At 68.7% G+C, this 18,262-nt stretch carries 20 protein-coding genes; 13 read left to right on the top strand and 7 right to left on the bottom strand.

Annotation, left to right across the window (positions count from 1 at the left end; all coding sequences use genetic code 11):
• Nucleotides 1-210: 210 nt before the first annotated feature.
• The 4 genes from BJF87_RS07775 to BJF87_RS07760 are packed head-to-tail and all read left to right on the top strand — an operon-like array spanning nt 211 to nt 4,432.
• A complete protein-coding gene (locus BJF87_RS07775; protein WP_372512868.1) occupies nt 211-2,415 on the top strand; it encodes an LCP family protein in 2,205 nt (734 codons plus the stop codon).
• Nucleotides 2,403-3,143 (top strand): TIGR03089 family protein, encoded by a 741-nt coding sequence (locus BJF87_RS07770; RefSeq protein ID WP_035750731.1) that lies wholly within the window; start codon nt 2,403-2,405, stop codon nt 3,141-3,143. The genes BJF87_RS07775 and BJF87_RS07770 overlap by 13 nt, the downstream gene beginning before the upstream one ends.
• Before the next feature lie 53 nt (nt 3,144-3,196).
• Nucleotides 3,197-3,571 carry a nitroreductase family deazaflavin-dependent oxidoreductase gene (locus BJF87_RS07765; RefSeq protein ID WP_075862875.1) on the top strand — a complete coding sequence of 125 codons (375 nt, stop codon included), beginning with the start codon at nt 3,197-3,199 and terminating at the stop codon, nt 3,569-3,571.
• A gap of 6 nt (nt 3,572-3,577) precedes the next feature.
• The gene (locus BJF87_RS07760) at nt 3,578-4,432 is read left to right on the top strand and encodes a dienelactone hydrolase family protein (protein WP_035750727.1); all 855 of its coding nucleotides are present in this window, start codon (nt 3,578-3,580) and stop codon (nt 4,430-4,432) included.
• On the opposite strand, the gene purE is transcribed toward BJF87_RS07760, so the two are convergent.
• Together purE and BJF87_RS07750 are read right to left on the bottom strand one after the other, a co-directional pair.
• On the bottom strand, nt 4,429-4,950 hold the full coding sequence (purE, locus tag BJF87_RS07755; RefSeq protein ID WP_006360458.1) for a 5-(carboxyamino)imidazole ribonucleotide mutase: 522 nt from the start codon (nt 4,948-4,950) through the stop codon (nt 4,429-4,431). The genes BJF87_RS07760 and purE overlap by 4 nt on opposite strands.
• A complete protein-coding gene (locus BJF87_RS07750) occupies nt 4,947-6,260 on the bottom strand; it encodes a 5-(carboxyamino)imidazole ribonucleotide synthase (protein WP_035750725.1) in 1,314 nt (437 codons plus the stop codon). The genes purE and BJF87_RS07750 overlap by 4 nt, the downstream gene beginning before the upstream one ends.
• 78 nt (nt 6,261-6,338) lie before the next feature.
• Here BJF87_RS07750 and BJF87_RS07745 point away from each other — a divergent pair, with 78 nt between their 5' ends.
• Complete coding sequence (locus BJF87_RS07745) at nt 6,339-6,899, top strand: GtrA family protein (RefSeq protein WP_035750723.1); 561 nt, start codon at nt 6,339-6,341, stop codon at nt 6,897-6,899.
• On the opposite strand, the gene BJF87_RS07740 is transcribed toward BJF87_RS07745, so the two are convergent.
• From BJF87_RS07740 to BJF87_RS07730, 3 genes are read right to left on the bottom strand one after another with little or no spacing between them, the layout of a single operon-like run.
• Entirely contained in the window at nt 6,871-8,241 is a 1,371-nt protein-coding gene (locus tag BJF87_RS07740; RefSeq protein WP_035750722.1) for a sensor histidine kinase KdpD, read from the bottom strand. The two genes, BJF87_RS07745 and BJF87_RS07740, sit on opposite strands and share 29 nt — an antisense overlap.
• 43 nt (nt 8,242-8,284) lie before the next feature.
• Nucleotides 8,285-8,965, bottom strand: coding sequence for a response regulator transcription factor (locus tag BJF87_RS07735; protein WP_006359261.1), 681 nt, complete (start codon nt 8,963-8,965; stop codon nt 8,285-8,287).
• Complete coding sequence (locus BJF87_RS07730) at nt 8,962-9,555, bottom strand: PH domain-containing protein (protein ID WP_035750720.1); 594 nt, start codon at nt 9,553-9,555, stop codon at nt 8,962-8,964. The genes BJF87_RS07735 and BJF87_RS07730 overlap by 4 nt, the downstream gene beginning before the upstream one ends.
• A 100-nt stretch (nt 9,556-9,655) precedes the next feature.
• Here BJF87_RS07730 and BJF87_RS07725 point away from each other — a divergent pair, with 100 nt between their 5' ends.
• Complete coding sequence (locus tag BJF87_RS07725; protein ID WP_006359259.1) at nt 9,656-10,276, top strand: hypothetical protein; 621 nt, start codon at nt 9,656-9,658, stop codon at nt 10,274-10,276.
• A gap of 33 nt (nt 10,277-10,309) precedes the next feature.
• Here BJF87_RS07725 and BJF87_RS07720 read toward each other — a convergent pair whose 3' ends face one another.
• A complete protein-coding gene (locus BJF87_RS07720; protein WP_035750717.1) occupies nt 10,310-11,101 on the bottom strand; it encodes a biotin--[acetyl-CoA-carboxylase] ligase in 792 nt (263 codons plus the stop codon).
• A 219-nt stretch (nt 11,102-11,320) separates the two neighbouring features.
• Here BJF87_RS07720 and BJF87_RS07715 point away from each other — a divergent pair, with 219 nt between their 5' ends.
• The 3 genes from BJF87_RS07715 to BJF87_RS07705 are packed head-to-tail and all read left to right on the top strand — an operon-like array spanning nt 11,321 to nt 13,869.
• On the top strand, nt 11,321-12,949 hold the full coding sequence (locus BJF87_RS07715) for an acyl-CoA carboxylase subunit beta (protein ID WP_005193701.1): 1,629 nt from the start codon (nt 11,321-11,323) through the stop codon (nt 12,947-12,949).
• On the top strand, nt 12,946-13,170 hold the full coding sequence (locus BJF87_RS07710; RefSeq protein WP_035750714.1) for an acyl-CoA carboxylase subunit epsilon: 225 nt from the start codon (nt 12,946-12,948) through the stop codon (nt 13,168-13,170). Before BJF87_RS07715 ends, BJF87_RS07710 begins: the two co-directional genes overlap by 4 nt.
• A 3-nt stretch (nt 13,171-13,173) precedes the next feature.
• The gene (locus BJF87_RS07705; RefSeq protein WP_035750711.1) at nt 13,174-13,869 is read left to right on the top strand and encodes a nucleoside triphosphate pyrophosphatase; all 696 of its coding nucleotides are present in this window, start codon (nt 13,174-13,176) and stop codon (nt 13,867-13,869) included.
• A gap of 268 nt (nt 13,870-14,137) precedes the next feature.
• Here BJF87_RS07705 and BJF87_RS07700 read toward each other — a convergent pair whose 3' ends face one another.
• On the bottom strand, nt 14,138-14,863 hold the full coding sequence (locus BJF87_RS07700) for a hypothetical protein (RefSeq protein WP_006359254.1): 726 nt from the start codon (nt 14,861-14,863) through the stop codon (nt 14,138-14,140).
• Here BJF87_RS07700 and BJF87_RS07695 point away from each other — a divergent pair.
• The 4 genes from BJF87_RS07695 to BJF87_RS07680 all read left to right on the top strand — a co-directional run bounded on the left by BJF87_RS07695 (nt 14,862) and on the right by BJF87_RS07680 (nt 18,256).
• Nucleotides 14,862-15,173 carry a hypothetical protein gene (locus tag BJF87_RS07695; protein ID WP_042377591.1) on the top strand — a complete coding sequence of 104 codons (312 nt, stop codon included), beginning with the start codon at nt 14,862-14,864 and terminating at the stop codon, nt 15,171-15,173. The genes BJF87_RS07700 and BJF87_RS07695 overlap by 2 nt on opposite strands.
• A 191-nt stretch (nt 15,174-15,364) precedes the next feature.
• On the top strand, nt 15,365-16,261 hold the full coding sequence (locus BJF87_RS07690) for a sulfurtransferase (protein WP_075862874.1): 897 nt from the start codon (nt 15,365-15,367) through the stop codon (nt 16,259-16,261).
• A gap of 13 nt (nt 16,262-16,274) precedes the next feature.
• Nucleotides 16,275-16,724: a SufE family protein gene (locus BJF87_RS07685; RefSeq protein ID WP_075862873.1), complete on the top strand. Its 450-nt coding sequence runs from the start codon at nt 16,275-16,277 to the stop codon at nt 16,722-16,724.
• Nucleotides 16,721-18,256 (top strand): condensation domain-containing protein, encoded by a 1,536-nt coding sequence (locus BJF87_RS07680; protein WP_035750699.1) that lies wholly within the window; start codon nt 16,721-16,723, stop codon nt 18,254-18,256. Before BJF87_RS07685 ends, BJF87_RS07680 begins: the two co-directional genes overlap by 4 nt.
• Nucleotides 18,257-18,262 lie beyond the last annotated feature (6 nt).

Here is an 18,262-nt window from a genome sequence, read left to right as displayed (position 1 = left end):
CGCAGACCCTGGTGGGCCACGACTCCACGGTCATCCACGTGACGACCGCTACTCGACTCCTCGGCGTTGCGTTCTCGGATTCCCGAATCACTTCAGTAGCCTGACGACAGCACAACACCAACTTTCACTTCTGCACCGACAATCCCATGGCGCGGACCTACCGGCGCCACCGTCGAGCAGCATGACGAACTCGAAAGGGACCGCTGACCAGTGGATTCACCATCCGACGGCGCACGTGGGCGGCCGCGTCCCCGGCGTGCGGTACCGCCGGAGCCGGGCAGCCGGCGCACTCCGGATGCCGACAACGGCCGACGGCCGGTGCGCGGCGAACGCGCTGGTGAACCGGGGCGGCCTCCCCACGGTGCCCGCCCGCGTCCCGTGGACGCCGAGGCGGCCGGTCCCCGACGCCGCGTGGTTCGGCGTGCTCCCGAGGCACCGACGCGTGCCGATTCCGCGGAGCGGGCGCGACGCCAGCCACCTCCGGAACGTATCCCCGCCCGCGACGCCGAGGGCATGCCCCGACGACGCCCCGGCGAGGAGCGTGATCCTCGCCGGCGTGTCCCACCGCAGGATCCTGCGTCCCCCCGCCGTCCGCGTCGTGCCGACGAGCCTCTCGGTCGACGCTCGTCCGGCGAGATCCACACGCGCTCGAAGCCCGCCGAACGCCGGCGACCCGCACCTGAGGACCCCACACCTCGGGACACCGCCCGCAAGCGTCGACCCCGTCCCGACCCCGGGCAGGCTCCCGCGAAGAAGAGCGCCGCGAAGAAGGCAGCCCCGACGAAGGCAGCCGGACCGCGGAAGGCAGCGTCGCCGAAGTCGCCCGCCCGGAAGGCAGCCTCTCCCAAGGCGACTGCCGGTGAGGGCACGGTCGAGACCGGCTCCCCCGAGAAGGGCGCGCCGAAGTCCGGAACACCGAGGACGGGCGCACCGGCGACGCCGCCGACCGCACCGCCCGGCACCTCGACGCGCCCTCGCGCCGGTTGGGCGTCCGGAGCCGGCTGGGGCCGCGCGCTGATCGCGATCGCATCGGTCGCCGTGCTGCTGTGCACCGGCTACGCCTGGAACACGATGTCCGATCTGGAGACTCGCATCACGCAGCTCGGTGGACTCGGCCTGGGCGGCGCGAAGGACGGCGCCGTCGACATCCTGTTGGTGGGCACCGACTCCCGCACCGACGCGAAGGGCAACCCGCTCTCGCCGGAGGAGATCAAGCTCCTCCGTTCGGGCGAGGAGGTCGCCACCAACACCGACACCATCCTGTTGGTGCGCATCCCCGAAGACGGTTCGTCGGCCACCGCGATCTCGATCCCGCGTGACTCGTACGTCGACGTTCCCGGAATCGGCATGAGCAAGATCAACGCCGCCTACGGCACCACCCGCGAAGGCGTGCGCGCCCGTGCCGTCGAAGCCGGGCAGTCACCTGAGGAAGCGGAGAAGGAAGGCACGCTCGCGGGCCGGAAGGCGTTGGTGGACACCGTCACCAACCTCACCGGCGTCCAGGTCGACCACTACGCGGAGGTCGGTCTGCTCGGTTTCGTCCTGCTGACCAATGCGGTCGGCGGCATCGACGTCTGCCTCAACGCACCGGTTCGGGATCCGTTGAGCGGCGCCCGATTCCGCAAGGGTGTCCAGACGCTCAACGGCCCCCGCGCGCTGAGCTTCGTGCGCCAGCGCCACGGACTCCCCCGCGGCGACCTCGACCGCATCACCCGTCAGCAGGCCTTCATGGCCTCGCTGACCCAGAAGGTGCTGTCCGCAGGCACTCTCACCGACCCGGGCAAGCTCTCCGAGATGCAGAACGCGGTGGCGCGCTCCATCGTGATCGACGACGGCTGGAACATCATCAGCTTCGCCGAGCAGCTGAAGGACCTCAGCGGCGGGCGGGTGAAGTTCGCGACGATCCCGATCGTCACCGAACAGGGCTGGAGCGAGGACGGTCTGCAGTCCGTCGTCGAGGTCGACCCGCAGGCGGTGAAGACCTACACCAGCGATCTCCTCACGCCCAAGCAGACGGGCGGTGACACCCAGCGCGGCGACTTCAAGGTCGACGTCGTCAACGCCGGCACGATCGACGGACTCGGGTCCAATGTGGCGAACATCCTGACCAACAAGGGTTATCAGTCCGGTGAGACCTCCAGCGGCAAGGCCGACACCAAGGACTCGGTGGTCTACGCCAAGGAGAACGGTGACGCCGCCCGCCTGCTCGCCAAGGACCTCGGCGGCGTGAAGGTCGTCGAGGACCCGAAGCTCGCCGACGACCGACTCAAGGTGATCCTCACCAACACCTACGCCGGTCCGGGCGGGCTCGGCGACACCGGTGACCAGACCGACAACACCCCGGCCAGTGAGCGCGTCGGCAACAAGCGGCCGCCGATCACCGCCGGGAACGAGGGGCCGATGTGCGTGAACTGAGCACTCATGACACCGTCGCCGACGCGATCTTCGGTGCGGTGACCGATCATTCGCGTCCGCTGCTGACCTACTACGACGAGGCGACGGGCGAGCGCACCGAGCTGTCGGCGGCCACCCTCGGCAACTGGGCGGCCAAGACCGCCAACTATCTGGTGGACGAGATCGGCGTGGACGCCGGGGATGTCGTCGTGGTGGACCTGCCCGAGCACTGGCAGACCGCCGGAATCCTGCTCGGCGCACTGTGGTCCGGCGCCGATGTCCGCATCCCGGGACCGGACGCCACCGCGGCCGCGTCGGAACCGCTGGTGGTCTTCACCTCTCGCGACCGTCTCGACGACCATCCCGATGCCGACGAGGTCGTGGTGGCATCACTCGATCCGTTCGCGCTGCCCCTGCGGGATCTCCCGCCCGGGATCGGCGACTACGGCAGCGTCGTGCGGGTGCACGGCGACCAGTTCGTCTCGCGGTCCCCCGCCGTCGAGGCGCTCGACGGCACCCCGACGGCCGAGGTGATCTCCGAAGCCCGCACGGTCGCCGAGCGCGACGGCATCGCCGCCGGTACCCGCGTGGTGTCGACGCGCCCCTGGCACACCGCGTCAGGCGTTCTCGCCCACCTGCTCGCACCGATGATCGCCGGAGGCAGTCTCGTGCACGTCGCCAACGCGACCGCGGAGCGGGTGACCGCGATCGCCGAGGTCGAGAAGGCCGGCGTCGTCTTCGCCGAATAGCTGCAAATGCCGCACGGCCCGCAAGATCGGAGCTGATACGGCACAGTGGGGACATGCGACTACCTGACGCACTGGCCCGATTCAACAAGATCGTCACCAATCCGATACAGCGGATGTGGGCACCTCACCTGCCACCGTTCGCCATGGTCGAGCACGTTGGCCGCAAGTCCGGGAAGACGTATTCGATCCCGGTGCTGGCCTGGGTCGACCGGGACAAGCTCACCATCGTTCTCACGTACGGCAGGCACACCGACTGGGTGCGCAACGTGCAGGCGGCCGGTTCCTTCGCCATCGTCCGCAAGGACAAGCGTTATCGGGTCACCGGGCCCCGCGTCGTGCCGTCGGACTCCACCGACCTCGCCGGCGGCGCCAAGATCTTCGCGATGCCCTTCGAGTCGGCGCTCCTCGGCACCCTCCACAAGGACTGACCCGCGATGGCCGACGATCCGCTCGACGACTTCACCGCGGAGGACGTAGCGCTGCGCGGTGACACCCGCCGCGTCTACCGCAAGGGCACGGGCCCCGCGGTCATCGTGATCGCCGAGATGCCGGGCATCAGCCCGAAGGTCGCGAATGTGGCCCGACGCATCGCAGATCTCGGCGCCACGGCCGTCATGCCGTCGCTGTTCGGCGTCGACGGTCAGGACCCGCGACCGGACAATCTCGGCCGTGTGGGAGCGGTGCGAAACATGCTGGGCACCATCGCCAAGACCTGCATCACCCGCGAATTCACCATCCTCGCAACGGGAAAGACATCACCGGTCGCAGCATGGCTGCGCGAACTCGCCGCCCGCGAGCACGACCGCTGCGGCGGCCCCGGGGTGGGCGCGGTCGGGATGTGTTTCACCGGCGGCTTCGCGCTCGCGATGGCGACCGACGAACGGATGCTGGCGCCGGTGCTCTCGCAGCCGTCGTTGCCGTTCGCGGTGCTTCCCGGGCGCGCCCGCGCGATCGACGTCGACGCCGCCGATCTCGCCAAGGTGCAGGCGCGGTGCGCTCGCGGTCTCGAGGTGATGGGTCTGCGCTTCGCCGGCGATCAACTCTCGCCGCGGTCGCGATTCGCCTATCTCCAAGAGCTTCTCGGCGACTCGTTCATCGGGATCGAACTCCCCGACGACGCGGCGAACCCGGATTCGATGTTCCCCCGGCCGCATTCGGTGCTGACCGAGGACCTCTACGACGAACCCGGACAACCCACCAGGGAGGCGTTCGACCGGGTGCTGCACTTCTTCACCGACAAACTCGGTCTGCAGCCCACCACTCCGGAATCGCCTGCCGGACAGGGCTAGTCGCCGAGCAGTTCCTGCTGCAGGGCGGCATCCTTGTCGAGGACCATCTGCTCGAGGCCCTTCTGGAAGGACACCATCCGTTCCTGCAGGGCGGGGTCGGACGAGGCGAGGATGCGCACGGCGAGCAGACCGGCGTTGCGCGCGCCGCCGACCGAGACGGTCGCGACGGGCACGCCTGCGGGCATCTGCACGATCGACAGCAGCGAGTCGAGTCCGTCGAGGTGACGCAGCGGCACCGGCACACCGATGACCGGGAGCGGGGTCGCCGAGGCGACCATGCCCGGAAGATGCGCTGCCCCACCGGCTCCCGCGATGATGACCTCGATACCGTTGGCGGCGGCGCCGGCGGCGTAGTCGAGCATTCGCTGCGGGGTGCGGTGCGCGGAGACGACACCCACCTGGAACGGCACGTCGAATTCGGCGAGCGCCTCCGCGGCGGCCTTCATCGTCGGCCAGTCGGAGTCGCTGCCCATGATCAGGCCCACGCGGGGACCCCGGAACTCTGCGGTCTCACTCATGAATGCACATCCCATCCGTCGGTCCACGTCGCGTGCGACATCCACTGCGCGGCACGCTCGGCGCGCTCACGCACCGATTCCATCGATTCACCCTGGCGGCCGACGACGTTCACGTGGCCGATCTTCCGGTCGCGACGCTCGCCCTTGCCGTACAGATGCACCTTCGCCTCGGGCATGCGCGCCATCAGGTGGTGAAGACGTTCGTCCATGGACATCTCCGGGGCGGTCGGCGCGCCCAGGATGTTGGCCATCACGGTCAGCGGCGAGGTCGGTGCGGTGTTGCCCAGCGGGTAGTCGAGGACGGCACGCAGATGCTGCTCGAACTGCGAGGTGACCGCGCCGTCCATCGTCCAGTGACCGCTGTTGTGCGGACGCATCGCGAGTTCGTTGACGACGAGCTCGCCGTCGACGGTCTCGAAGAGTTCCATCGCCATGACGCCGACCACACCGAGTTCGTCGGCGAGCCGCAATGCCATCTGCTGTGCCTGCTCGGCGACCGCGTCGGAGAGATCCGGTGCGGGTGCGAGGACGACGGCGCACTGGCCGTGACGCTGGATCGTTTCCACGACCGGCCACGCCGCGCCCTGCCCGAACGGGGACCGGGCGATCATCGCCGACAGTTCGCGCCGCATCGGCACCTTCTGCTCGGCCAGCAGCGCCGGAGCATCGGACGGGTACTCGTCGAAGACCGCGAGCGCCTCGTCGGCGCCGTCGACCAGCCAGACCCCACGGCCGTCGTAGCCGCCACGGACCGCCTTGATGACGATCTCCCAGTTGTTGGCCTCGCCGAACTCGATGAGACGTGCGCGGGCGGCGGCATGGTCGCCGGCGAGATCGGCGAACGCCGGTACCGGCAGACCCAGCTCGGCCAGGCGAACGCGCATGGCCAGCTTGTCCTGGGCGAAGTGCAGCGCCTTCGACGGCGGCAGGACCGCCACCCCGTCGGCTTCGAGTGCCTCCAGGTGGCGCAGCGGCACACCCTCGTGGTCGAAGGTCAGTGCGGCGGCACCCGCGGCCGCGCGGCGGAGGTCGTCGAGTTCGTCGTGCGAGCCGAGGACGATGTCGGCGCTCACCTGTGCGGCGGGATCGGACTCGGATGCGGCCAGGACACGCAGACACTGTCCGAGGGCGATCGCCGCCTGATGGGTCATCCGGGCGAGTTGTCCGCCACCGATCATCGTGACCTTCGGCATACCCGACGCCGCCCCGGCAGTGCGCGCCGTTTCAGGAGTGGGTGGCACCGTGGAATTCGAGGTCACAGGCCCGGGCACAGGCGCTCCATCCGGCTCGCGTGGATTCACGCGAACCATCGTGGCACGTCGGGTCGGTCATCCGCACAACCGCCCGGAGAACTGTCCCCGGTGTTTTGTTTCGTACACTCAGATCTTGTGCCATTGATCGACGAGCTGATCGCTCGCCTCCCAGCGCCGGTCCGACGGCTCGTGATGCGGCACCACGAACTCATCAAGTTCGCGATGGTCGGCGGCACCACGTTCATCTTCGACCTCGCCATCTTCTACAGCCTGAGCCTCACGATCCTCGAGACCAAGCCGGTGATCGCCAAGGTCATCGCCGGTGTGCTGGCGACGATCCTCAGCTACATCCTCAACCGCGAGTGGGCCTTCAAGAACCGCGGCGGCCGGGAACGGCACCACGAGGCGCTGCTGTTCTTCATCATCAGCGGGATCGGCGTCATCCTCCAGGCCGCACCGTTGTTCGTCGGGAACAACGTGTTCGACATGCGGTCCAACCTGAGTGTGTCCGAGGTCGTGGTCGTCGACTTCATCCTCGGTTACGTCATCGGCAACCTGATGCAGATGGCCTTCCGGTTCTGGGCGTTGCGCAAGTTCGCGTTCCCGGAGGAGCTCCTGCGCGGCGGCGATGCCGGGTCCACCGACCTGCACCCGACGCTCGCCGAACTCAACGATGAGGAACTCGGTCACGCGTGACGTCGGTGTCCGAGTCGTCCTGGCCCGGATCCTCCTGCTCGCCCGGCTCCTCGCCGTACCCGCTGGCATACCGGGCCGGGACGACGATCGCGAAGACCGGGGGACGTCGCACGGTGAGTTCCAGTCGTCCTCCGTCGGCCTCGATCAGCGCCCGCGCCAGAGACAGTCCGACGCCGCTGCGACCGGCGCCCGGCCGCTTCCCTGCCGAGAAACCGCGCCGGAAGATGTGCGCGGAGATCTCGTCGGCCACCCCCTCGCCCTCGTCGGCGACCGTGATACGGACCAGTTCGCCGGCCTGCAGCGTGCTCACGTCGATCCGACACATCCCGCGGCCGTGCTGTAGGGCGTTGTCGACCAGCACGCTGACCGCCTCGCGAAGCCGCCCGGACTGCGAGGTGAGTGCCTGCGGCGCCCCGTCGACCTCGACGGTCAGCTGACGGCCCTGTGCCTCGAAGGCGTGGCGGAAATCCTCGACCAGCGTGGTGAGCATCTCCCCGACGTCGATGAAGTGCGGAGCCGGTTCGTCGGCGCGCGAGGCCTCCACCAGTTCGTCGAGTTCGGTGGCGAGTCGTTCGACCTGATCGAGCGCGGCCTCCGCCTCGGTGACCACTGCCGGGTCGTCGTGCAGCGTCAGCTCCTCGAGTCGCAGCTGGATGGCGGTCAGCCGGCTGCGCAGCTGATGCGATGCGTCGCCGGCGATCTCGCGTTCCCGCTCGAGTCGCAGTGCTTGCGCGGTGTTGGCGTCGGCGAGCGCCCGAGACACCCGGTCGAGTTCGGCGATGCCGTACATCTTCCATTCGGTGCGGAAGTCGGCGCGCCCGAGCGTCGCCGCCCGGTCGGCGAGATCGGTCAGGGGGTCGACGATCCGGCCGGCGGTCACCGCGGCCACCACCGAACCGCCGATCACCGAGGTGAGGACGACCAGCAGGACGATCCCCGTCGCGGTCAGCTGGTCGTCGCGGACCTTGTCGCGCGGGATGGACAGGGTCAGCGTGCCGGCAGCGCCCAGGCCGATGGATTCCGACAGCCGGGGACCCCCGATGTCAGCACCCACGACCATCCGCTGACTCGTGCCCTCCAGATCGGGATAGGTGATCGTCAGGCGGCCGTTCGGCGGCAGGAGCAATTCGAACGACTCCCGGTTGACGGAGTCGCGCGGGATACGACCGTCGGCGCCCTCCTCGCGGATGAGCTGATCGGCGATGATCTTGAGCCGGTTGTCCAGATCCTGGTGGGCGTTCTCGGCGACCCACCACCAGGCCACCACGCTCAAGGGAATGCCGAGCAGACAGCCGACCGCGATCAGGACGGCGATCATCGTGGTGAGCAGGCGTCGGCGCATGGAAGCCGGGTGGCGCATCGAAGGCGGTCGGATGGGCATCGGCTCAGGGGTCGAACCGGAAACCGACACCGCGCACCGTCACGATGTGCCGCGGGCGACTGTGACGGTCGTCGCCGATCTTCCGGCGCAGCCACGAGATGTGCATGTCGAGGGTCTTCGACGACCGCAGATCCGCCGACCCCCAGACCTCGGTGAGGATCTCCTCGCGCGTCACGACCTCACCGGCACGCTCCATCAGGAATCGCAGAAGGTCGAATTCGCGGTTCGCCAGGGTGAGGTCCTGTCCGTCGGCGAGAACGCGGCGTGCCCGGGCATCCAGCCGGATCTCACCGCCCTCGAGCACCTCGTCACCGTCGCCGGGCTGGCGGCGCCGCAGTAGGGCGCGTACGCGGGCGAGGAGTTCGGCAAGCCGGAAGGGTTTGCCCACGTAGTCGTCCGCGCCGGCGTCGAGGCCGACGACGAAGTCCACCTCGTCGGTGCGCGCGGTGAGCATGAGGACCGCGAGTGCGGGCCGCTGGGCGCGTACCCGCCGGCAGACCTCGAGTCCGTCGAGGACCGGTAGCCCGAGGTCGAGGATGAGGAGTTCGTAACGGCTGTCGAGCGCCTTCTCGAGCGCGTCGGCGCCGGTGCTCACGACCTCGCACCCGTATCCCTCACGGGTCAGCGCGCGTGCGAGCGGTTCGGCGATCGCGGCGTCGTCCTCGGCGAGCAGCACGTTGGTCAACGCTCCCGCGCCCCTCTGTTCTCGGGACGGTCGGCGGGTCCGTCCGGGTCGCCGTAGCCGTCGTCGGGGTGATCGTCGTCGGCGTACATCTCGAGCACCTCGTGGTAGAGCAGCGAGTGGACCTTCTCCACCTGCGGGATGTCGTCGAAGGACAGCGGTTCGTCGGAGGCCGACTCGATGACCAGCGTGCCGGTCCGCAGCATCCGGTCGATGACGCCGTGGCGGAATTCGACGGTGTTGATGCGCCGGATCGGGATGTCGATCCCGGAGCGCGTGAGGATTCCGTTGCGGAACATCACCCGGCGGTCGGTCAGCACGAAGTGCGTTGTCTTCCAGGACAGCAGCGGCCGGACGAAGTACCAGACGAGGCCGAGCGCCCACGCCACACCGACGACGATCAGCAGCACCGTCCGCGGGGTCGGGCCCAGCGACGATCCGGTGATCACGCCGGCCAGGACACCCGCGGCCGCGGTGATGATCGCGAACAGCAGGAACGGGCCGAGCAGACACTTCCAGTGTGGGTGCCGGTGGAGAACCACACGTTCACCGGGCGCCAGGTTCTCCCGCGGGTAAGCCATGCGGCTCAGCATAATCGGGACGGGCGTGCCCGGGGGGCACGCTGAGTAGACTGCGAGGCACCAGTACCGATCGACTGCCGGGCACGTTGGGGCGGTCGGCGAGGAGAATGTGATGACCTACCAGGACCCGCGGGGCCCGCACCGCGATCCCGATCCCCGGACCGCCCGCTACGAGTCCGGCTACAACCCCGATTCGCGTGCCTACAGCCAGCAGGGTGCGCCCTACGAGGAACCGTATCGCGACCAGTACCCCGCCGAGCCGTACGGCGGCGGGTACGCCGAGCAGCCGCGGCCGGACCGGGCGCCGCGACGCGGACCCGACGTCAACCCGGTGACCTTCGCCGGCGGGGTGGTGATGACCGGTGTGGTCACCGGCCTGGCGGCCTGGCTGGTCGCGTGGATCATCTCGGCCTTCGTCGAGAAGGTGAACGAGTCCGGCAAGCTCGGGGTGTGGAATCCGGTGGCGGCCAGCGAGATCTGGTTCGGCGTCGTCGGATTCCTGTGCGCACTCGCCGCGGGCGCCCTCTGGTACGTGCTGCAGCTGATCACGCCGGCGCCCAACCAGTTCTACCGGTGGATCGTCGGGCTGCTGCTGGTCGCCGCGGTGCTGATCCCGATCCTCACCTATCAGCAGACCTCGGTCGGCATCGAGACCGCGATCCTGCACTTCGTCATCGGCCTGCCACCGCTGACGATCATCCCCGCGATGGGCATCAAGAGCCTGCAACGCTAGGTCCCGCCTGTCGCCGGCTGAGCCCCGTCGAAGTCAGACCGGCCGCAGGTGCGTGACGTCGCCGGCGGCCGCGATCACCTGCCGCCCGTCGGCGTCGACGACGATCCGCCCGGATGCGTCGACGCCGGTCGCGGTGCCGACGACCTCCTCGTCGCCGGGCAGCACCAGACGTACTCGGCGCCCGATGGTGTCGCTGTCCTCCCGATACCGCGCCGCGAGTCCGTCGACGTCGTGCGGCCAGAGGTCGAGGAGCTCCGACAACGCCCGCAGGTACGACGCCGCGAGCTCGGTGAGCGGTATGTCCTTGCCGGTCACCAGCTGCAACGACGTCGCGGTCGGGACCGGCAGTTGGTCCTGCGTCATCGTCGTGTTGAGGCCGGTGCCGATGACCGCCACTCCCCCGTCCCCGCCGCGGGTGTGGGGCGAACGCGTGTACTCCGACAGGATTCCGGCGGTCTTGCGCCCGTCGATCAGGACGTCGTTGGGCCACTTGAGGGTCGGCCGCACGTCCACCGCCTCGCCGATGCCCTGAACGGCGGCGAGCCCGGCCAGCAGCGACAGCCAGCCGAGGTGTTCGGTGTGCTCACCGACCTCCACCGCCGCCGACATCGCCAGCTGGGTCCCGCGCGGTGCGGTCCACGTCCGAGCGTGACGTCCGCGGCCCGCGGTCTGGTCGGTGGTCAGGCGCACCGTTCCGTCGATGGGTTCGGTGGCCGCGCGTGTCACGAGATCGGCGTTGGTCGACCCCGTCGCGTCGACCACCTCGATCCGGTGCCAGCGCGTGTCGGCGAGTCGGGTCCGGAGCAGCTCGGCGTCGAGGGTCATGCCTGAAGAACCTACTGGGTGTTCGGCGTGGTGATGACCGCCGATGTGCGCCCCTCCGTGCCGCAGCCGGGTGAGACGAAACGCGCTGGACACGCGGGCCGATGGCCACGTGCAACCGTGCAGGCCGATCCCCACCGACCGATCGCTCGGGAACCTGAGGGATATCTCACGTTGATCCGGTTGACGTGGCTCACACCCGGGTAGTTAGCATCGACAGTCATGACCACAGCTTCACGCGACGATTCCGCCGCTCCCGACATCCACACGACAGCGGGGAAGCTCGCCGATCTGCGCAATCGCCTCGAAGAGGCGAAGCACCCCGTGGGCGAGGCCGCCGTCGAGAAGACCCATGCGAAGGGCAAGCTGACCGCCCGCGAGCGGATCACCCATCTGCTCGACGAGGGTTCGTTCGTCGAACTCGACGCGTTGGCCAAGCACCGCAGCACCAACTTCGGTCTCGCCGAACGTCGACCGGTCGGAGACGGTGTGGTCACCGGCTACGGCACGATCGACGGCCGCGAGGTCTGCATCTTCTCGCAGGACGCCACCGTCTTCGGCGGCAGCCTCGGTGAGGTCTACGGCGAGAAGATCGTCAAGGTCATGGATCTGGCCATCAAGACCGGCCGCCCGCTGATCGGCATCAACGACGGCGCCGGTGCCCGTATCCAGGAGGGCGTGGTCTCGCTCGGTCTGTACGGCGAGATCTTCCACCGCAACGTCCGCGCCTCGGGTGTCATCCCCCAGATCTCGCTGATCATGGGTGCCGCCGCCGGCGGCCACGTGTACTCGCCCGCGCTGACCGACTTCGTGGTCATGGTCGACAAGACCAGCCAGATGTTCATCACCGGCCCCGACGTGATCAAGACCGTCACCGGTGAAGAGGTCACGCAGGAAGAACTCGGCGGTGCGACCACCCACATGGCGAAGTCGGGCACCGCACACTACGTCGCCTCGGACGAGGAGGACGCGCTCGAGTACGTCAAGGAGCTCCTGAGCTACCTGCCGAGCAACAACCGCGCCGACGCACCTCGCCTGCCGGTCGCGCAGCCGGCCGCCGGGTCGATCGAGGACACTCTGAACGACGAGGACCTCGAACTCGACACGCTCATCCCGGACTCGCCGAACCAGCCGTATGACATGCACGAGGTCATCCGTCGCATCCTCGACGACGACGAGTTCCTCGAGATCCAGGCCGATTACGCGAAGAACATCATCGTCGGCTACGGCCGCGTCGACGGCCGCAGCGTGGGCATCGTCGCCAACCAGCCGACCCAGTTCGCCGGCTGCCTCGACATCGACGCCTCGGAGAAGGCCGCCCGCTTCGTGCGCACCTGCGACGCCTTCAACATCCCGATCGTCACCCTGGTCGACGTCCCCGGCTTCCTGCCCGGCACCGACCAGGAGTACCGCGGCATCATCCGACGCGGCGCCAAGCTGCTCTACGCGTACGGCGAGGCGACGGTCGGCAAGATCACGGTCATCACCCGTAAGGCCTACGGCGGCGCGTACGACGTCATGGGCTCCAAGCACATGGGCGCCGACGTGAATCTCGCGTGGCCGACCGCACAGATCGCCGTCATGGGTGCCTCCGGCGCCGTCGGCTTCGTCTACCGCAACCAGCTCAAGGACGCTGCCGCGAAGGGCGAGGACGTCGACGCACTGCGCCTCGAGCTGCAGCAGGAGTACGAGGACACCCTCGTCAACCCGTACGTCGCCGCGGCCCGCGGTTACGTCGACGCGGTCATCCCGCCGAGCCACACCCGCGGCCAGATCGCGACCGCGCTCAAGCTGCTCGAGCGCAAGATGGTCAACCTGCCGCCGAAGAAGCACGGAAACATCCCGCTGTGAGTGAGAGCGCCGTGAACGAGAGCACCGAGAAGCCGTTCCTGACCGTCGTCAACGGCAATCCGACCGCCGAGGACCTCGCCGTGCTGGTGAGCGTCCTGGCCGGCGCGGGTGCCGGCGGTGGCGAGCCGGAACCGGAGATCCGCAACGACTGGGGTCGCCCCGTCGATCGTCTGCGTCCGCAGTGGGGCGCACCGTCGAGCTTCACCAACCTGCGCTACTGACACGTGCCTGATTCCCTGATCGGGTCGAGTACACACGAGACCGGGCCGGCCACCGCCGGCCCGGTCTTCGTGCTCGGGTCGGCGTCCCCGGCCCGCCTCCGGGTGCTGCGCGCCGCGGGCGTCGAACCGGTGGTCCGTGTCTCGGACGTCGACGAGGACGCGGTGCTTGCCCAGTTGCCGCCCGGCACCCCCGCCGATGCCGTGGTCGCCGCCTTGGCGCGGGCGAAGGCCGAGGCCGTCGCCTCGCTCCCGGAGATCGCCGGTGCGGCCCAGAACGGCGAGACGGTCGTGGTCATCGGCTGTGACTCGATGCTCCTTCTCGGTGACCGGCTCCTCGGCAAACCGCACACCCCCGAACGTGCGCTGGCCCAGTGGGCCGAGATGCGCGGACGCAGCGCCGACCTACTCACCGGCCATCACCTCATCCGGCTGAACCCCACCACCGGGTCCGCCACCGCGACCGGGACCTCCTCCACCACAATCCATTTCACCGACGCCCACGACGACGTGATCGCGCGCTACGTGGACAGCGGCGAACCGTTGCAGGTCGCGGGTGCGTTCACCCTCGACGGGCTCGGCGGCTGGCTCGTCGAGCGCATCGACGGCGACCCGTCGTCGGTGATCGGGATCGGCCTACCGCTGGTGCAACGCCTGCTGACCGAGGTCGGGCTGTCGGTCACCGACTTCTGGCTGCACTGAGCTGATCGACCTCGAAGAACCCCGGCCGGTACCGCCCGGCGTGCTCGCGAAATTCGTCCCCGTGAGCACCCTCGGAGGGCACATTGCCCCCGTAAGCCCCTGAGGGGGACGAGATTTACGCCCCGCCGTGTGCAATCCCCCGAGGCCCGCTGCACGGCGGCCCAGGTTGACGTCGCGCGCGACCTCAACCTGTGGGAACGACGTCGGCCGAGGTCGAACAGCCGGGCCGATGTCGCATGCGATCTCATTCCGCCCGAGCCTCGAAGGGTCAGCTCACCTCGAAGAACTCCGGCCAGTACCGCTGGAGGCAGTCCACCGGCTGCCCCTGCCGATTGAACTGCGGGCCGGTGAGTCCGATGGTCAGCGCCCGCGCCCGTTCGACCGCCGATCCGTGGCCCATCGCGCCGCCGGTGTCACCGATGATCGGAAGAAGCGTCGCGACCTGCAGGATCTCCTTGGGTCCCAACCCGTCACGCTGGTAGGCGGTGGCAGCCCAGTTCGCGGCCAGGCAGTCGGCGAACAGCTCGCTGTTCTTGCCCTGCGGCAGGCGTCGTTCCGGGATGTCGAAGGCCTCGGCCATCCGGAAGACGACGTTGTGCCCGTACTCGTGGGCGACGACGATGGCCGCGGTGAAGTCGCCGACGATCGGCGACGGCACCCCGAAGACGTTCCCGTCCCAGATGGCGGCGAAGGTGTCGACCGGCAGCACGATGCTGCCCTCGGTCTCCTGCCCCTGCCCGTTGGGTTCCTCGTCCACACCGCAGAAGAAGGCGTTGGCCTCGTCGGACGGGATCCGGTTCGACGCCCCGTCCTCGTCGATGCACTCGGTGGCGAACGAGGTGCCCGACTCGATCAGCACGCGTCCCGGTGCGGGGTCACCCCAGCCGAGTTCGCCGAACCATCCGCCCCAGGTCGCATCGAGGTCGTCGAGCAGCGTGGTGAGGTACTTCGGTACCGCGGTGTCGACGTTGGACGAGTTCACCCCGCTGGTCATGAGTTCCGCCGACGGCGTCGCCAGCTCAGGGCAGTCGTCCGGACTGCAGCGAGTGGGGTCGGCGTTGCTCGGCGTCGACGACGGGATCCTCGACCGCGACGGCGAACTCGGGGTCGGCGACCCCGGTGAGGAGGAGGTCGACGCCGACGACGACGGCGCCGGACTCGACGAGTCGTCGGAGGAGATGAGCGAACATCCGCTCGTCGCGGCGAGCACCGCCACCGCCAACGGGACGCCCCACCGCGCCAGTCGCGAGACACTCCGGCGCTCCACGCGAGCCCCACGTCGTTCGATCATTGGGCGAACTTAGCAGGCAACCACCCCATTGACCTGCGGTTTGTCATCCGACCGAAGCACTGCCCGGACGGCCGCCGCAGACCGCAGCCGATCTGCCACCGGGCAGTCCCGCGGAGCGATGCCCTACCCTTTATCTCCGGGACCGGTCACGGTCCGCGCGATGAACGTAGAGACGCCCGAACGCACCAAGCTGGAGAACAGACCGTGAGTGTTGAAACCGACCCGAATCCGGCCTTCGCCGAGTACGCCCACCCCGAGCGGTTGGTGACCACTCAGTGGCTGTCGGCTCACCTGGGCGCGAAGGGCCTCAAGATCATCGAATCCGATGAGGACGTGTTGCTCTACGACATCGGCCACATCCCCACCGCGCAGAAGATCGACTGGCACCTGCACCTCAACGACCCGATCACCCGCGACTACATCAACGGCGAGCAGTTCGCAGAATTGATGCGCAGCAAGGGAATCGAGCGCGACGACACCATCGTCATCTACGGCGACAAGTCCAACTGGTGGGCGGCTTACGCTCTCTGGGTGTTCACGCTGTTCGGTCACGAGGACGTGCGTCTGCTCGACGGCGGCCGCGACGCGTGGATGGCCGAGGACCGCGACACCTCCTTCGACGTCCCCGAGTACCCGCGGTCGGACTACCCCGTCGTCGAGCGTGACGACACCAAGATCCGCGCCTTCGCCCCGCAGGTTCTCGAGGTGCTCGGCACCGAGCCGCTCGTCGACGTCCGCTCGCCGCAGGAGTACACCGGCGAACGCACCCACATGCCCGACTACCCCGAAGAGGGCGCGCTGCGTGGCGGTCACATCCCCACCGCGGTGTCGATCCCGTGGGCCAAGGCGGCGGCTCCGGACGGCCGATTCCGTTCCCGCGCCGAGCTCGACGAGATCTACGGCGACCTCGACAAGGACACCCCGACCATCGCCTACTGCCGCATCGGCGAGCGGTCCAGCCACACCTGGTTCGTCCTCACGCATCTGTTGGGGTACACCAAGGTTCGCAACTACGACGGATCGTGGACCGAGTGGGGCAACGCGGTTCGCGTACCCATCGCGGTCGGCGACACCCCGGGTGCCGCACCCGGCTCCAAGTGAGCCCTGATCGACGATGAGTTTGCCCCCAGCCCTGGCAGAGATCGTCGACGACTTTGCCGCCCTTGGTGATTCGGACAAGATCACCTTGCTCCTGGAGTTCGCCGACGAACTCCCCGACCTCCCTGAGCATCTGCAGCAGGAGTCGATGGAACCGGTACCCGAGTGCCAGTCGCCGGTGTTCCTGTCCGTCGACGCCGACGATCCGGGATCGGTGCGCCTGTACTTCACCGCACCGCGCGAGGCACCGACCACACGCGGCTTCGCGGCGATCCTGCACCAAGGACTCGACACCGCCTCGGCACAGGAGATCCTCGACGTCCCGTCGGACTTCTACTTCGACCTCGGTCTGGGCAGCGTGGTCAGCATGCTCCGCCTCCGGGGTATGGCTGGCATGCTCGGCCGGATCAAGGCGCAGGTTCGCAATCAGACTTCCGATTCCGGGTCCGACACACCCGGGGCATGAAGTTCATCCAGATCCGCGATGAGCCCATCGCCCCGGGAGGGCTCGTCGAGTGGACTCCCTATGTCCCCGGCGGATTGGGCGCGTGGAACCACGACTCCCGCCTGACCTCGCACAACCACGAGCAGCACCTGCGTGCCGCCTTCGAGTACCGCGTGCAGACGCAGCGGGAGGGCGGGCGGGAGGCGTGGCTGGGACTGTCGATCGAGTTCGACGAGCCGTTGTCGATCCCGGCGATCCGCTCGGTGCTGACCCAGTGGATAGACCGCCACGAGGTGCTGCGCAGCCACGTGGTCATCAAGGGCACCGGTCTGCAGCGGCTCACCACCGACCCGGGCACCGTGAGACTCAAGATGGGCCGGATCGGCTGGTTCCGTGAGTCGGGGCCGCTCGTCGAGCAGCTCGGCGGCTCCTTCGACCGCGCCACCGCGCCGCTGCACTGGCCCGCCTACCTGTTCGCGACGGTGGGACGGGCCGATTCGTTCACCCTGCTGTTCGCCGCGGACCATTCGCTCGTCGACGGCTATTCGCTGATCATGGCCCAGCAGGAGCTCGTCTCGCTGTACCGCGCCGCGAGGGAGCACCGGAGTGCCAACCTGCCCGAGGTCGGCAGCTACGTCGACTTCAGCGCCGAGGAACGCCGACTGTCCGACCAGACCGGCGGCGACCATCCGGCGGTCGCCCTGTGGTCGGAGTTCCTGCGCACGGGCGCCGGCGACATGCCCGCGCTGCTGCGGTCGCACGGCGGTGACGCCGAGGACGCCGATCGGCAGTACGTCGAAGAGACGACGATCCCGCAGGAATCGCTGTGGGGTGTCATCGCCGACGACGAGACGGCCAACCGCTTCACCGCGATCTGCTCGGAGGCCGGCGGCACCCTGACCGCGGGCATCCTCGCCGCGTTCGCGATGGTCCACCACGAGATGACCGGCGACGCGGACTTCCGTTGCGTGCTGCCCCGGCACACCCGCAACGACACCCAGTGGCTCACCGCCCTGGGGTGGTTCGTCGGCGTCGCGCCGTTCTGGGTGGACATGTCCGACTCCCCGACCTTCGACCAGGCGGTCAGCCGATCCACCGCCGTCCTGAAGCGGGGCCGTCAGGGCGCCGCGCTGCCGTTCCTGAGGGTGGCCGAGCTCATCGGCCATCGGGGGGAGCCGCGGTTCGTGATCTCGTTCATCGACACCCGGTACGCACCCGGCGCCGGAGCGGCCGATGCCGGCCGCGCGAAAGTGATCCGCAGTCACAGCTACTCACCGCACGAGGTCTACATCTGGATCAACCGGACGCCGTCCGGTTTGCGCTATTCGGCCAGGTTTCCGCGAGAATCCCCGCTCCGCGACTTCGGCGTCGACGAGTCGTCGACCGACATGCCCGCAACCGGAGCGCCGCTGCCTGGTGCGTCACCTTTCCCTCGTGATTCCCAGGCGACCGACATCGATCCGACAGTCGGTCCCGTCCACGCCTACCTGCGCAGTTTCGCCTTACTGGTGCGTCACCTCGGTGACGCGAGCACGTTCTCTCCGGCGTTGTGACCCACG

It is taken from the genome of Gordonia sp. CNJ-863, from assembly GCF_001942325.1.
Classification (GTDB): Bacteria; Actinomycetota; Actinomycetes; order Mycobacteriales; family Mycobacteriaceae; genus Gordonia; species Gordonia alkanivorans.
This window is presented reverse-complemented; position numbering and strand designations above follow the sequence as displayed.